The 14,588-nt window shown below is 43.5% G+C and carries 12 protein-coding genes; 8 read left to right on the top strand and 4 right to left on the bottom strand.

The features are described from left to right. The first annotated feature begins 4 nt into the window (after positions 1 to 4). Genes nuoK through CIK89_RS07190 form a run of 4 tightly spaced genes read left to right on the top strand, consistent with a single transcriptional unit; the run spans position 5 to position 5,309 of the window. Positions 5 to 313, top strand: a complete 309-nt coding sequence (gene nuoK, locus CIK89_RS07205; protein ID WP_094390705.1) for an NADH-quinone oxidoreductase subunit NuoK — start codon at positions 5 to 7, stop codon at positions 311 to 313. Between the two features lie 10 nt (positions 314 to 323). Next, the gene (nuoL, locus tag CIK89_RS07200; RefSeq protein ID WP_158214990.1) at positions 324 to 2,318 is read left to right on the top strand and encodes an NADH-quinone oxidoreductase subunit L; all 1,995 of its coding nucleotides are present in this window, start codon (positions 324 to 326) and stop codon (positions 2,316 to 2,318) included. A 28-nt stretch (positions 2,319 to 2,346) separates the two neighbouring features. After that, positions 2,347 to 3,828: a NuoM family protein gene (locus tag CIK89_RS07195; RefSeq protein WP_094390703.1), complete on the top strand. Its 1,482-nt coding sequence runs from the start codon at positions 2,347 to 2,349 to the stop codon at positions 3,826 to 3,828. 23 nt (positions 3,829 to 3,851) lie between these two features. After that, a complete protein-coding gene (locus CIK89_RS07190) occupies positions 3,852 to 5,309 on the top strand; it encodes an NADH-quinone oxidoreductase subunit N (RefSeq protein ID WP_094390702.1) in 1,458 nt (485 codons plus the stop codon). Positions 5,310 to 5,403: 94 nt separating this feature from the next. On the opposite strand, the gene CIK89_RS07185 is transcribed toward CIK89_RS07190, so the two are convergent. Further along, a complete protein-coding gene (locus CIK89_RS07185; RefSeq protein ID WP_254046639.1) occupies positions 5,404 to 6,111 on the bottom strand; it encodes an SIMPL domain-containing protein in 708 nt (235 codons plus the stop codon). 1,808 nt (positions 6,112 to 7,919) lie between these two features. Here CIK89_RS07185 and CIK89_RS07180 point away from each other — a divergent pair. From CIK89_RS07180 to CIK89_RS07170, 3 genes are all read left to right on the top strand, one after another. Further along, entirely contained in the window at positions 7,920 to 8,681 is a 762-nt protein-coding gene (locus CIK89_RS07180; protein ID WP_094390701.1) for a DUF4384 domain-containing protein, read from the top strand. A 354-nt stretch (positions 8,682 to 9,035) separates the two neighbouring features. Next, positions 9,036 to 10,094, top strand: coding sequence for a GNAT family N-acetyltransferase (locus tag CIK89_RS07175; protein WP_094390700.1), 1,059 nt, complete (start codon positions 9,036 to 9,038; stop codon positions 10,092 to 10,094). A 308-nt stretch (positions 10,095 to 10,402) separates the two neighbouring features. Further along, positions 10,403 to 12,148 carry a sulfatase-like hydrolase/transferase gene (locus tag CIK89_RS07170; protein WP_254046638.1) on the top strand — a complete coding sequence of 582 codons (1,746 nt, stop codon included), beginning with the start codon at positions 10,403 to 10,405 and terminating at the stop codon, positions 12,146 to 12,148. Positions 12,149 to 12,256: 108 nt separating this feature from the next. Here the strand turns inward: CIK89_RS07170 and CIK89_RS07165 are convergent, their stop codons facing one another. After that, a complete protein-coding gene (locus tag CIK89_RS07165) occupies positions 12,257 to 12,631 on the bottom strand; it encodes a desulfoferrodoxin (RefSeq protein ID WP_094390699.1) in 375 nt (124 codons plus the stop codon). Between the two features lie 54 nt (positions 12,632 to 12,685). After that, the gene (gene rd / locus CIK89_RS07160; protein ID WP_094390698.1) at positions 12,686 to 12,847 is read right to left on the bottom strand and encodes a rubredoxin; all 162 of its coding nucleotides are present in this window, start codon (positions 12,845 to 12,847) and stop codon (positions 12,686 to 12,688) included. 277 nt (positions 12,848 to 13,124) lie between these two features. Here rd and CIK89_RS07155 point away from each other — a divergent pair, with 277 nt between their 5' ends. Beyond that, a complete protein-coding gene (locus CIK89_RS07155) occupies positions 13,125 to 13,559 on the top strand; it encodes a DUF4384 domain-containing protein (RefSeq protein ID WP_094390697.1) in 435 nt (144 codons plus the stop codon). 78 nt (positions 13,560 to 13,637) lie between these two features. On the opposite strand, the gene CIK89_RS07150 is transcribed toward CIK89_RS07155, so the two are convergent. Further along, positions 13,638 to 14,570, bottom strand: coding sequence for an AraC family transcriptional regulator (locus tag CIK89_RS07150; RefSeq protein ID WP_094390696.1), 933 nt, complete (start codon positions 14,568 to 14,570; stop codon positions 13,638 to 13,640). Between the last annotated feature and the right edge of the window lie 18 nt (positions 14,571 to 14,588).

Raw genomic sequence — 14,588 nt, 5'->3', positions numbered from 1 at the left:
GACTATGGTACCAGTAGAATTTTATTTCATCCTGAGTGCACTGCTTTTCTTTATCGGTGTATTTGGTTTTGTGACCCGTCGCAATCTGATTGCCATGCTCATCTCCATTGAGTTGGTGCTCAATGCGGTCGATATCAATTTCGCAGCATTCAACCGTATGCTCTATCCTGATAGCATGGAGGGTATGTTTATGACACTCTTCTCTATCGGTGTAAGTGCAGCCGAGTCTGCCGTTGCGATTGCAATCATCATCAATGTCTATCGCCGTTTCAAGAGCGACAGCGTTGAAAGTATCAAAAACATGAAATGGTAATTAAGAAGTGATGGATTACAGTTATACATTTTTGATTCTGCTTCTGCCAGCTCTCTCGTTCCTGGTATTGGGACTCTATGGCATGAAGCTGTCGCATAAGGTCGCAGGCCTTATCGGCACCACTTCGTTGGGACTTGTGACCGTGTTGTCTTATATGACGGCGTTCAGCTATTTCTTTGCTCCCCGTCTGGCTGATGGCACTTTCGCTACTATTGTTCCTTACAACTTCACCTGGCTGCCGTTGGGCAATCTCCATTTTGATATGGGTATTCTGTTGGATCCCATCTCGGTGATGATGCTCATCGTTATTTCAACAGTCAGTCTGATGGTACATATCTATTCGTTTGGCTATATGCACGGCGAAAAAGGCTTCCAGCGTTACTACGCATTCCTGAGTCTCTTCACCATGTCAATGCTTGGCCTTGTGGTAGCTACCAACATCTTCCAGATGTATCTGTTCTGGGAGCTTGTGGGTGTATCATCTTACTTGTTGATTGGTTTCTACTATCCATTGAAGCCAGCTATTGCAGCATCTAAGAAGGCATTTATCGTAACTCGTTTTGCCGACCTTTTCTTCCTTATCGGTATTCTGATCTTCGGTTACTACACCGAATCGTTCAGTTTCTCATTTGCAGGAACTATCGAGATGGGTGCGGGAACCACTCCATTCATTGCCGGCAATACCGCCAAGGCTGTGATTGCAGGAACATTTATTCTTCCTACCGCTCTTGTGCTGATGTTCATCGGTGGTGCTGGTAAGAGTGCTATGTTCCCCTTGCACATCTGGTTGCCCGATGCCATGGAAGGTCCTACACCTGTGTCTGCGCTGATCCACGCCGCCACGATGGTGGTTGCTGGTGTGTTCCAGATTGCCCGTATGTTCCCACTGTGGATAGAATATGCACAGCCTCAGTTGAGCATTGTGGTATGGGTGGGAGTCTTCACCGCATTCTATGCAGCTGCAGTGGCATGTGCCCAGAGCGATATCAAGCGTGTGCTGGCATTCTCTACCATTTCACAGATTGCCTTCATGATGGTTGCTCTTGGTGTGAGTCTGCCAGGTCACGATGCGATGCTCGATAACCATGCACAGTTGGGCTTCATGGCATCTATGTTCCACCTTTTCACCCACGCCATGTTCAAGGCTTGCTTGTTCCTTGGTGCTGGTTGTATCATTCATGCCGTTCATTCTAACGAAATGGCTATGATGGGTGGTCTCCGTAAGTATATGCCTATTACTCATATTACCTTCCTCATCAGCTGTCTGGCTATTGCTGGTATTCCCTTCTTCTCTGGATTCTCTTCCAAGGATGAAATTATCAGTGCCTGCTTTGCCTATAGCCCTGTGGTAGGATGGATTATGACAGGTATTGCTGCTATGACCGCTTTCTATATGTTCCGTTTGTACTATGGTATATTCTGGGGAACCGAAAACAAGGTTGCCCACGAGCACCATACTCCACATGAGGCTCCACTTACCATGACCATTCCTCTTATTATTCTCTGTGTTATCACTGTTGGTGTTGGTGTTTACACCACCATTGCAGGATTTGCAGGATGGGGAGGCAGCTTCGGTTCGTTTGTAACCGCCAGCGGTCAGGAGTACAACATCCATTTCGACGTACAGATAGCATTGACCTCTACCGTCATTGCCATTCTGAGTATTTGCCTCGCCACCTATATATATAAGGGTGAGAGTCAGCCTGTCGCCGATCGTCTGTACAAGATGTTCCCGCGTTTGCATCGTGCTGCCTATAAGCGTTTCTATCAAGACGAAATCTGGCAGTATGTTACTCACCGTATCATCTTCCGTTGCATTTCTAAACCTATTGCCTGGTTCGACCGCCACATTGTTGACGGTACTTTCAACTTCTTGGCATGGGGCGCCAACGAGGCTGGCGAGTCTATTCGTCCTTGGCAGAGTGGTGATGTGCGCCAGTATGCCGTATGGTTCCTCACCGGCACTGTAGCATTGACCCTCATCTTGTTGGCATGTGCTCTCTGAACATTATGAATAAAGAAAAATCGAAACAATGAGTATATTGACATTATTCGTAGTAATCCCCGCCCTGATGCTCCTTGGCCTTTGGCTGAGCAAGAGCCTCAATCAGGTGCGTGGTGTGATGGTGGCTGGCGCTTCGTGTCTGCTGGCACTGTCTGTTTGGCTGACCATCTATTTTGTTCAGCAGCGTGCTGCCGGCAATACCGACGTGATGTTGCTTACAGCAAGCACTCCATGGTTCAAGCCTCTCAATATTGCCTATTCTGTAGGTGTCGATGGCATTTCTGTTGTGATGTTGTTGCTTTCGAGCATCATCGTCTTCACCGGAACATTCGCCTCATGGCGTTTGCAGCCACTGACAAAGGAGTATTTCCTGTGGTTCACCTTGCTTTCCACTGGTGTCTATGGTTTCTTCATCTGCACCGACCTCTTCACTATGTTCATGTTCTATGAGGTTGCTCTTATCCCCATGTATCTGTTGATTGGAGTATGGGGTAGTGGTAACAAGGAGTATGCAGCCATGAAGCTCACTCTGATGCTGATGGGAGGATCTGCTCTGCTGATTATTGGTATTCTTGGCATCTATTATTTCAGTGGTCATACCACGATGAACGTTAATGCCATTGCTGCCATGAACAATATTCCGGTAGAGATTCAGAAGATTTTCTTCCCCTTCATTTTTATAGGTTTCGGTGTGCTTGGTGCTATGTTCCCATTCCATACATGGTCACCCGACGGTCATGCTTCTGCCCCTACAGCAGTATCAATGCTTCACGCTGGTGTACTGATGAAACTGGGAGGCTACGGTTGCTTCCGTGTGGCTATGTACCTTCTGCCTGATGCTGCCAATGAATTGGCTTGGATCTTCTTGATTCTTACCACTATCTCTGTGGTATATGGTGCATTCTCTGCTTGCGTACAGACCGACCTCAAGTATATCAACGCCTATTCGTCGGTATCCCACTGTGGCTTGGTGCTTTTCGCTCTGCTGATGATGACCAAGACTTCATGCACTGGTGCCATACTGCAGATGTTGTCACACGGTTTGATGACGGCTCTCTTCTTTGCCCTCATCGGTATGATTTATGGTCGTACCCATACTCGTGACATTCGTTATTTGGACGGTCTGATGAAGATTATGCCTTTCCTTGCAGTGGGTTATGTGATTGCTGGTTTGGCAAACCTTGGTCTTCCCGGCTTCTCAGGCTTCATTGCAGAAATGACTATTTTCGTCGGTTCGTTTGAGAATGGCGACATGTTCCATCGTGTCTGCACCATCATCGCTTGTACCAGTATTGTTATCACCGCAGTTTATATTCTGCGTGTAGTCGGCAAGATTCTGTATGGCGAGGTGAAGAATCCTCACTTCCTGGAGTTGACCGATGCCTCTTGGGACGAGCGTGTAGCTGTTATCTGCCTCATTGCTTGTGTGGCAGGTCTCGGTCTGTTCCCTCTCTGGGCCAGCAATGTTATCAGCGATGCAGTAGGTCCTATTCTGGCAAACATTCTTTAATCCCTTAAATACAAGATACAACAATGAATTACGGACAATTCTTACATATGCTACCAGAAGCATCACTCGTGCTTGCTCTGGTTATCATGTTCTTTGCCGACCTGATGCTTGGCAAGGGAAAGAAGAAGGTGCAGACGCTCGGCATGCTGATGACCGTATTGCTCGTGGCACAGATTGTGTCATGCGCTTTCGTAGGTCCTGCAGAAGCTTTTGGCGGACTGTATGTAGCTACCAAGGCTACTCAGGTGATGAAGATTATTCTCACTCTCGGTACACTTCTCGTAGTGCTTGTAGCCCAGTCATGGCTTGAGCGCGATGCAGAGAAACTTGCAGGTGAGTTCCATGTATTGGTACTTTCCACACTGCTTGGTATGTATGTCATGATGTCGAGCGGCAATTTCCTGCTGTTCTTCCTTGGACTTGAAATGGCTTCAGTGCCCATGGCTTGTCTCGTGGCATTCGATAAGTATAAGAATCGCTCAGCTGAGGCTGCTGCTAAGTTTGTACTCACTGCCACATTCTCAAGTGGTGTCATGCTCTATGGCATCTCTTTGATTTATGGCACAGTAGGCACGCTCTATTTCAATGACGTTGCAGGACGCTTCCAGATGCTTTTCAGCGTAGCACACTATCAGCCCTCTTTGCTTTTGGCTATTGTGGGTTTGGTGTTCTTCTTCAGCGGACTCGGTTTCAAGCTCTCGCTTGTTCCATTCCACTTCTGGACTGCTGATACCTATCAGGGTGCTCCTACTGCCGTTACTGGTTATCTCAGCGTCGTGTCAAAAGGTGCAGCTGCCTTCGCTCTGTTGGTAGTACTTTCGCGTGCATTTGCTCCTCTTACTGAGTATTGGGAGTATCTGCTCTATATCGTTATCGTGCTCAGCATCACTATTGCCAACCTCTTCGCTATCCGCCAGTCAGAACTCAAGCGCTTCATGGCATTCAGTTCTATCTCACAGGCAGGCTACATTATGTTGGCAGTGATTGGTGCTTCTCAGATGGGCATGGCTTCGCTGATGTATTACGTATTGGTATATGTGGTGGCAAATATGGCTGTATTCGCTGTCATCAATACTGTTGAACAGCGTGGCAACGGCTCTACCATCATGTCGGCATACAATGGTCTGTATCAGACCAACCCACGCTTGGCATTCCTCATGACGCTCGCCTTGTTCTCATTGGCAGGTATTCCTCCATTTGCCGGTATGTTCTCGAAGTTCTTCGTCTTCATGGCTGCCGCTCAGCAGGGATCGTTCCTGGCTTACTTTGTGGTATTCATCGCCTTGATCAACACGGTAGTGTCACTCTACTACTATCTGCTCATCGTGAAGGCTATGTATATCAACAAGTCTGAGAACCCATTGCCTACCTTTACCACCGATTGCGCTACTCGTGTAGCTTTGGTACTTACCATTGCTGGTATTGTGCTCTTCGGTGTATGCTCATGCATCTTCGACGGACTCTTTGCTTTTGCAGCATAAAGTAGTCGTACTATAACAGTCGTGCCCCTTTTGACCTGTAGGTCAGAAGGGGCACGATACTTTTTTTACCGTTCTGCTTTATACTGCTTCTGTATCAGTCTAAGGCATATTCCATGGTGTTGACCACGCGGATACGTTTGATATACGGTGTGTTGTTGTCGCGGTTCTCAATCGAGAATTGTCCTTGTTGTGCACTACGTATATCTCCCAACTTACTGCCGGAATCGTCTGCAAATTTCTGAGCAGTGGCACGAGCGTTTTTGGTAGCCTCCTGCACCATTTCTGGTTTGATGCGGTTTAGCCCTGTAAACTCATAAGTGACGTTGTTGCTATACTCTTCGCTGACGATTGCAATGCCTTGCTTCATCAGTTCAGCCTGTCGGCGCATCAGTTGTCTCACTTGGTCGATATTGTTTGACGTGACGGTAATCACACTTTTCGCCTTATAGCGGTAGTTCATGATTTCGTTGCCATAGTTGTCGGCTTGCCGGTCAGCAATCTCTGCAGGATTGATGCTTATCTCATCATCTTTGATGCCTGCCGATTTGAGGAAAGCCACCACCTTGCGGTTCTTCTGTTCCAGCAGGTCGTACATGGCGGAAGGGTCGTTGCCAATCTCTTTATAGGTTAGCGACCATGTCACTTTATCAGCTTTCACTTCGCGTTCACACAATCCTTTGACTGCCACGGTACGGTCGCGGTCTTTAAAAGTCACAATGCCATTGCGGATGGCCATTCCCATGAATGCCATGCCTACAGCGATAATGGCAGCAGCTGTTTGTTTGTCGTTGAGTTTCATCATAGTTTTAATATTAGTATTCGTTGGCAAATCTACGTTTTTTGTTTCGTATTACAAAGAAAAATAGCGATTATTCTGTTTCTTTTCACATTTATTACATTCTGCGTCTCTGAAAACATATATCTCATTCAGTTTTTAGCAAATCGTATGATACCTCTTCACTAAACAATAGCCAACATACTATCATGTCTATATATAGTATGCTAACATTTTTAACAAGATGAATGCGATGTGCAGGCATACTTGTTTACAAAACACACTGAATTTTAATCTTTTTTCTGTCCATTTTCGTTCCGTTCTCGATCGCTTCTCGTTCCCTTTTCGCTCGGTTCTCGTTCGTCTTTCGTTCGTCTCTCGCTCGTCATTCGTTTGCCGATAAAGAACCAATCGAAAAACGAACGAGAAAACAACGAAAAAACAGCGAAATGACGACGAGAACACGACGAAGATGGTTCGAGGTGGCGACGAACAGCCAATAGTCAAATCGCCGATACTATCTGGTGATTATAATACCCGTTTTAAGGCATTTACAAGGCGTCTGTGGCGAATCAACCCGTCGGGTGGTACACTGACAAGTTGAAGTTGCAGAAATGGCCATAATGGGTATTTTTGACGTGCGCCTACCATAACACAGCTCGCGCGCGAACCTATTAATATACATAAAACACATCACAATACCAATCTCTCACCACCAAGTTCTACTCTCTCTCAAATTTTAACTTCTGTCAACAGATCTTTCTGAATTCTATGCCACACCCCTCTCACGTTATAAGCCGTTATATATCGTCTAACGCTTTAGTTATCAAGTATGTATGTGTACTGTTAAGATTTTGCTAATGATAACGGATTTTAGGGCAAAAATATATTATAATTTTACATGGTGGCGTTTGTTGTATGGCTTAAACATTTACAAAACCAGTGCGGTGTTATTAGGTCTATGAACAGAACATAGCTGTTGGCACAAATAAAAGAAATAGATGCAATAACACTTGCAGTTGACACAAATACCTGGAAAACGAGTAGTTGTGTAAACTACTATATTATTTTCAAGTATTATCCAACGTTTGATAAAAGTATTATCCAACGTTTGATAAAAGTATTATCCAATGTTTGATAAAAGTATTATCCAATGTTTGATAAAAGTATTATCCAACGTTTGATAAAAGTATTATCCAACGTTGACAAAAGTGTTTTCCAACGTTGATAAAAGTATTTTCTAACGTTTGGCAAGGGTGTTTTCCAACGCTTGGCCAAATGTTGTGTAATGTTGTACAAACACAATGAACAATATGGCCTGTCATAGAAGGTACTATCCCTATTGTTATCAAGTAATAAAGAATGGTGTTGAAGGGGAGACTGTATAGGCAGCCATGGATATTGATGGGTGGTCGATTGGTGGTCGATCACTCATTTGAATATCTTTTGACCACCGTTGTAAGATGCTATATGGTAGGTTGTTATACGTAATTGGTGGTCGGTGGTCGAAAAGTTGACGAGTCGCGTGCGCGTATGTGCGCGTGCGTACATTAGTATATAGAGCTTGGGTTTCATGTTGAGTATGAATGAGCCATCCTCGTACTGCTACAATAAAAATGTGAAAATAGACTTTGTAAAACCGGAAATAGTCCTTATATTTGCAGCGTGAAACAATAAGTATGCTAACCATTACAAATTTGATATCTATAAAGATGATGAATAGAATGAAGTTTACGATGCTTTTTGCCATGTTATTTTGTCCCATCATGCTGATGGCGCAGAAGGTGTAAACCGTAGCAGGTGAATATACATACGCAGCACCACAAAATGTCACGTTGCGCGAAGCCAAGGACTATGCCTTGCAAAGAGCTAAAATCAAAGCATTGGCAGACGAATTTGGAACTACCGTATCGATGACCAATTCGTCGTTTGCCAAAGAAACCAGTAGTGAATCTATTGATAAGTTTGTACAGGTGGCAGAATACGAGGTGAATGGCGAATGGATAGAGACCGTCGGTAAACCGGATATAACCGTAATACCACAAGATGATGGTTTTCTCATCACAGCAAAAGTAAAGGGAAAGGCGCGCGAAATAAAAAGAGCCAAGGTAGAGTTTATGGCAAAAGTGTTGTGTAATGGCACCGACGATAAGTTTGAAACCGACCGCTTCAATACCAACGATCAACTCTATCTCTCTTTCCGGTCGCCCACTGATGGTTATTGTCTGGTTTATCTCATCGATGAGAGTCAGAAAGCCTATTGCCTCTTGCCTTATCGCCAACAGACGACAGGCAATTTCCCAATAAAGGCAAACCGTCGTTATGTGCTTTTCTCGCCTAAGGATGCCGACCGCAGTATCGCGTCGTTAGTAGATGAATACACACTCAACAGTCAAGAAAGCAAAGAGTATAATCAGCTCTACATCATTTTCTCACCCAATCCTCTGACCAAGACCATCGACCGTTCAACCACAGAACTCATGCCCAGAGAGACCACAGTAGAAAACTTTAGGAAATGGCTTGCCCGTTGCCGACGCAACGACCTTGATATGGCTGTGGAAGTGAAGAATATCGTTATTAAAGGGCATGAAAAATGAAGAAAATCAATACCAATTGGGCTTATTGGTGGTTATATATATCATTTGTTTTAACCAAATCATTAGAACAAGCATCTTGTAATTTTATAAAGACCGATTTGGGTTAAATTGCTCCATGATTGCAAAAATTTCTCCAAAAGGAGTGAGTTTCTCAGATTTTATTTGTATTTTTGTCATGTCTGATGAGGTTTTGTTTGATTATTACAGCAACACTAAATTAAGTGAATTCCTCTGACATGGCAAAATCCTGGGACGCTCGGCCCTGCCGCTTAGCTAGTCTAAGAACTCATTGGCTGGCAGCCTAAGGCTGCGTAGCCATATACTCAAATTTTAACGAACTATTGTATAAGACTTATGAAAAATAATATATCTATTAGTCAACATAGCAAGATAGAAAGCATTAAGAATCAATGGCTTGTGCTCGACAAGATAGCAGAAAACAAAACATCTGCATACATCAACTATACCTACTATCAGACATACGAATGGAATTACTTCATTGCTCACCATTCTACAGATGGTTTAGGAATACTTACTACCATTATGCGCTACGATTTAATAACAGTAGATGGTAAACCTTTCGCCATTATTCCTTTTGCTGTTACACGCTCATCAAAAAAGGCACGAATACCATCATGCCGAGTAGGAGGTGTGCTGAATATGGTTTGCCCATATACATACGAAGGCAACGAGGAGATAATGAAGGCTATTGCCGACCATATAGTAGCCTCATGTAAGGGAATGACGCTAAGCCTTGCTGATGTGCCGTGTCAAACTCCTTTTGCTAAAATAATGAAGCTAATCGACAATAATACTATCGAGCGTACAAGCTTTCATGTACCATTAACACAATTTGCTTCTCACGAAGAATATGTGTCGTCGCTACCTAAAAATATATATAAGAATATTCGCAAGTCGTATAATCATCTTACCACAGATGGTAAGAAAATGGAGCTAAAAGTGTTTAACCACGACAATATGGCTTCCGACAGCTATTTGCGCTATCTTTGGCATTTCTATTTCAAACGTAAGATGGCTTGGCGACACAAGAGCTATAATGCTTTCAGCAATATCACCACCTACTTAAAGGCTGTCTACGAGGTGAAAAACGGTTGCGCTACAGCAAGCTTGAAAAAACTAAAAGATGCTCAACTTTATGTTTTGGAAATAGACAAAAAGCCTGCAGCATTTATGATTGTATATCGTCATAACAAAAATCTACTTATGCCACGTCTTGCTATCGACACCTCTTTTAGTCGCTATTCGCCAGGTATATTGCTTATTTTGGAGGCTACAAAGCTTTGGATGAACGAAGGTATAGTAGACTTCGACATGTGTCGTGGCGACGAAAGATATAAAAAGGAAATGGGTGGCATAAACGAACCACTTTGCCGCATAGAAAAGCGGATATAAAGAAAAAGAAGGAGTTTTTGCTTGTTTTCTTTTTGCAACACTAAGATAAGTGAATTCTTCGACATGGCAAAATCCTGGGCCGCTCGGCTCTGCCGCATAGCTAGTCTAAGTAACCGGCTCTGCCGCTTGCCAAAGCAAGAACTTTTTGTTGTTCAGGTACTTAAAAAGTTTAATTTATAATAGTGTTGCGGAATTAAGGTTTACCTAAATATGACTTATAAAAATCAATTGATAAAGAGCATAAAACAAGGTTTTTTGTTTTATGCATTTTTACAATATTGATAGCCATTCAGTTTGGCTTTTATATTGTGGATAGTTCCATTCTCGACTATATGGATTTGGAGGGATGGGTTTTCTTTGCTGCATCTTGCGTGAGTCATGCTTCGCAGTTTGCATTGGTGCCTTATCTCTTAAGTCTATTGTTCCTGTTGTGTCGATACAGAAAGACGGCTTTGGTGGTGCAGATAATTGGAGTGGTGTTGCTCAGTGTGCTCAATTACCTCAACTCGCAGGTTTTTTCCATCTATCATTTCCATATCAATGGTTTTGTGTTGAGTATGGTTTTTGGCAAGGGTGCAGGCGAGATATTCAATTTTGATATCTTGCTCTATCTTAAGGAAGTAGGACTCTTTGCTGTTGTCGCAGCTGTCGTAGTGGGAGTGTGGTATCTGTCTCATCGTTTTTGGTTATGGAGAAGAAAAGCCTATGCTTGGCTGATGGTAGGCATCTTTGTAGGCAGTACGCTTTATGCGCATCTTTGGCATGTATATGCAGCCTTCTATCAGCATCAGTCGGTTATGAAGAGTGCCACCTTATTACCTTATTATTTTCCTACTACTTCTAATGGTTTACTGCTCAAGTGGGGATTCAAACAACCAAGAGGAATGGGGAATACCCAGGGCAGACATAGTACTGACTTGCAATATCCCATACACCCATTAGAAGCGGAAAACCCCGATTCTTTACCCAATATTGTAGTTATTCTTATTGATTCATGGAATCGCAGGGCGCTGACTCCTGAGTGCATGCCTCATACCTATCAGTTTGCTAAACAGAATCAATGGTATACTAATCATACGAGTGGAAGCAATGGTACGAGGAGTGGTGTGTTTAGCCTTTTCTTCGGTTTGTCTTGCTATTATTGGGAAAGTTTTGAACCTGCTCATGTGCAACCACTCTTGATACAGAGGTTGCAGGCTTTAGGATATGATATTCATACTTATCCCAGTGCTACATGGGCAGACCCTCCTTTCGGCAGGGTTATCTTTGGTGGTGTACCTGGTATACGAACAGAGACCGAGGGTAAGACAGCCTTGGACCGAGATACTCGTATTACCAATCTCTTTATTTCCGATGTGGAAGGTAGAAAGGACAAGAAAAAGCCTTTCTTCTCGTTCCTCTTCTTTGACCTTCCTCATAGTTTTGAGTTACCTGTCGATAAGAATACGCGTTTTCAGCCAGCATGGGCCTTTGCCGACTACACGAAACTGAACAACAATATGGATCCCACTCCTTTTTGGAATCTTTATCGCAATACTTGCTACCAAGATGATTTACTCTTAGGCAGAGTGTTTGAGACTTTGAAGAAGCAAGGATTGTTGGAGAATACTTTGGTTATAATCACTGGCGATCATAGTCAGGAGTTTAATGAGAATCATCGCAATTACTGGGGAAACAATAGTAATTTCTCTATTCATCAGATAGGAGTTCCAATGATATGGCATGTGCCAGGACAACAGCCACATCAGTATGCACATCGTACGACTCATTATGATGTGGTCCCTACGTTGATGAAGGAATATTTAGGCGTGAAGAATCCTGAAGACGACTATTCTATGGGCAGGCTTATGACTGATAGTTCACCCCGTCTGTGGCAGATAGTAGGTAGCAATCTGAATTATGCTTTCATTATCGACAAAGATAGTATTTTGGAAAAGACTCCACAGGGGTCGCTTGATATATACGATAGCAAGATGAATCCTGTGAAGAACTATACTTTGCCTGTCAAGCAATTTGATAAGGCTGTGAAGCAACTGAATCGTTTCTTTAAGTAGCTTCTATATCTGTAGTCGTATGCCATTCGTCAACAGAATAAATAAAAAACAAGGGCAATGAGCATTAGTACTCGTTGTCCTTGTTTGTATAAATGAGTGAGAAATGTATTATTCGCCTTTCCACAGTCCGTGTAGGTTGCAATATTCGCGTGCTGTCACCTCTGTGGCATTAGTCATGAAGATAGCTTCAGGTTTCTCGCCTGGTCTCAATTCATGACGAAGCACATCGGTAGGAGTGAGGAGTTCAATCCATTCGATATAGTGCTCGGGAATCATGGGGTGTTCCACGCTTCCTACCTTGACACGAAAACCTCCCTCTATGGGCTCGATAACAGGTACATGTTTCTTGTAGGCTCCGTCGGTAGCGTTTTCTTCCATCAGTTGCATGGGTTGTCCACAGCAACTCAGAACAGCTCCAGAGTGCAATACTTCTACTACGTTGCTGCAGATGGGGCAGCGATATACTTGTTTTATTTTTGTCATGATAGTTCCTCCTAATATTAAAAGTTAAATGAATATAGAGTCTGAGAACGTAGATTAGCCTACTGGACTAAACTCGTCCTTGCCAACTCCGCAAAGAGGGCAAACCCAATCATCGGGAATGTCTTCGAATGCTGTTCCTGGTGCAATACCGCCTTCGGGATCACCTACTTCTGGGTCGTAAATCCATCCACATACATCACATACATACTTTTTCATGTTTCTTGGTTTTTAAAAAGTTATTTCTTAGGGTTGATTACTCTCACTATCTGTCGCTTGCCGAATTGATGATCTATAAGGATGATGTTCTACGGCTTAACGAGTGATAGATTTGGCAAATATGGAAAATATATGGATAGCTTCCAAGTTTTTTTCTGCAAATGATGTTAAATGCGCATTTATTTAAGTGCATCTATTCTCGCCATGGCATAGTGAAAACAAGCTTAACTCAGCATATTTGGCTTAACGAAAACGCTCTTTTAAGTCGAAGAAATTCATGCAGAAGGCTGTCAGTATCATGTACACGGTGTTCTCTTTCCAGTCGCCCACTGATGGTTATTGTCTGGTTTATCTCATCGATGAGAGTCAGAAAGCCTATTGCCTCTTGCCTTATCGCCAACAGACGACAGGCAATTTTCCAGTAAAGGCAAACCGTCGTTATGTGCTTTTCTCACCTAAGGATGCTGACCGCAGTATCGCTTCGTTAGTAGATGAATACATACTCAACAGTCAAGAAAGCAAAGAGTATAATCAGCTCTACATCATTTTCTCACCCAATCCTCTGACCAAGACCATCGACCGTTCAACCACAGTACTCATGCCCAGAGAGACTACAGTAGAAAACTTCAGAAAATGGCTTGCCCGTTGCCGACGCAACGACCTTGATATGGCAGTGGAAGTGAAGAATATCGTTATTAAAGGGCAGCCTTGACGAATTTACAGATATTTCATACAGTATTTGGAAACAGCCAGTTTTGTCTCATTCTGATGTCTCAGACTCGCTCAAATCTTACGACTTTGTTTCCACACACTTCCGACTCTCTGCAATCCATGCGGATGGAGTCATGCCTTTTACTTTCTTAAACAACCGATTGAAATAGGGGATGTCGCCAAAACCACATGCCCATGCCAATTCGTTGATGCGCTGTGTTGTGTCAGATTGTAACAGTTCGCAAAACTTGTTTAACCGATAACTGTTGAGATAAGCAATGAATGTTTGACCAGTGGCCTGCTTCACACATCGGCAGAAGGACGCTGTGCTGAGATTCAGATGCTGGGCAATATCATTGAGCCTGATTTCCTCTTTATAATGAAGCGATATAAAGTCCAATAGTTTGCGCATCTGTTCAATACTCTGATTCATTTCAAACGTGGTGTCTTCTGGTTTACCAATGGGTAATAAATCGGCAGGGTGATGACTTATATAGGTAAGGACAGACCACAGATGACACAGCCTCATGGCATCATCAGCATGCTCCATCGCCAATAGTTGCTGACAGACTACGGTTTTGCTGTTGCCCGTAATCAGATATGCTTGGCGCAGACTAAGCAGAAAGTTGACTACAGGTTTCAGTTCGGGAAATATGATGCAGGCATGCAACAACATGTTGGCAGACAACTGACACACATGCGACTCCTTGCGACCTGTGTCGCCACACGACTCAGGATCGTATATCCAACAATGGGGCATGCTGCCAGGCATGAATACCATTTCACCTTGTGAGAAAAACTCATGGCAGGTGCCAACAATGCGCATACCATAGCCACGCACTATCCAGTTGATTTCCAATTCAGGATGGAAGTGGATGGCAATCTCTTCGCTTATCGGCACCTCATGATGCAGATAGCGAAACGACTTTCCCTCTGTGTCGTAGTCGAGCACCTCATACGCAGGTTGTTTCTCGTCGGTAACCATATCCTTTGACTTTGAATATTTCCTCATAATCGATCAGGTATAATG

It is taken from the genome of Prevotella sp. P4-119, assembly GCF_002251345.1.
Lineage (GTDB): Bacteria > Bacteroidota > Bacteroidia > Bacteroidales > Bacteroidaceae > Prevotella.
This window is presented reverse-complemented; position numbering and strand designations above follow the sequence as displayed.

Coding starts and splice junctions, on each gene's coding strand:
- nuoK (WP_094390705.1), top strand. CDS start 5: ATGGTACCAGTAGAATTTTATTTCATCCTGAGTGCACTGCTTTTCTTT.
- nuoL (WP_158214990.1), top strand. CDS start 324: ATGGATTACAGTTATACATTTTTGATTCTGCTTCTGCCAGCTCTCTCG.
- CIK89_RS07195 (WP_094390703.1), top strand. CDS start 2,347: ATGAGTATATTGACATTATTCGTAGTAATCCCCGCCCTGATGCTCCTT.
- CIK89_RS07190 (WP_094390702.1), top strand. CDS start 3,852: ATGAATTACGGACAATTCTTACATATGCTACCAGAAGCATCACTCGTG.
- CIK89_RS07185 (WP_254046639.1), bottom strand. CDS start 6,111: ATGATGAAACTCAACGACAAACAAACAGCTGCTGCCATTATCGCTGTA.
- CIK89_RS07175 (WP_094390700.1), top strand. CDS start 9,036: ATGAAAAATAATATATCTATTAGTCAACATAGCAAGATAGAAAGCATT.
- CIK89_RS07165 (WP_094390699.1), bottom strand. CDS start 12,631: ATGACAAAAATAAAACAAGTATATCGCTGCCCCATCTGCAGCAACGTA.
- rd (WP_094390698.1), bottom strand. CDS start 12,847: ATGAAAAAGTATGTATGTGATGTATGTGGATGGATTTACGACCCAGAA.
- CIK89_RS07155 (WP_094390697.1), top strand. CDS start 13,125: ATGCAGAAGGCTGTCAGTATCATGTACACGGTGTTCTCTTTCCAGTCG.
- CIK89_RS07150 (WP_094390696.1), bottom strand. CDS start 14,570: ATGAGGAAATATTCAAAGTCAAAGGATATGGTTACCGACGAGAAACAA.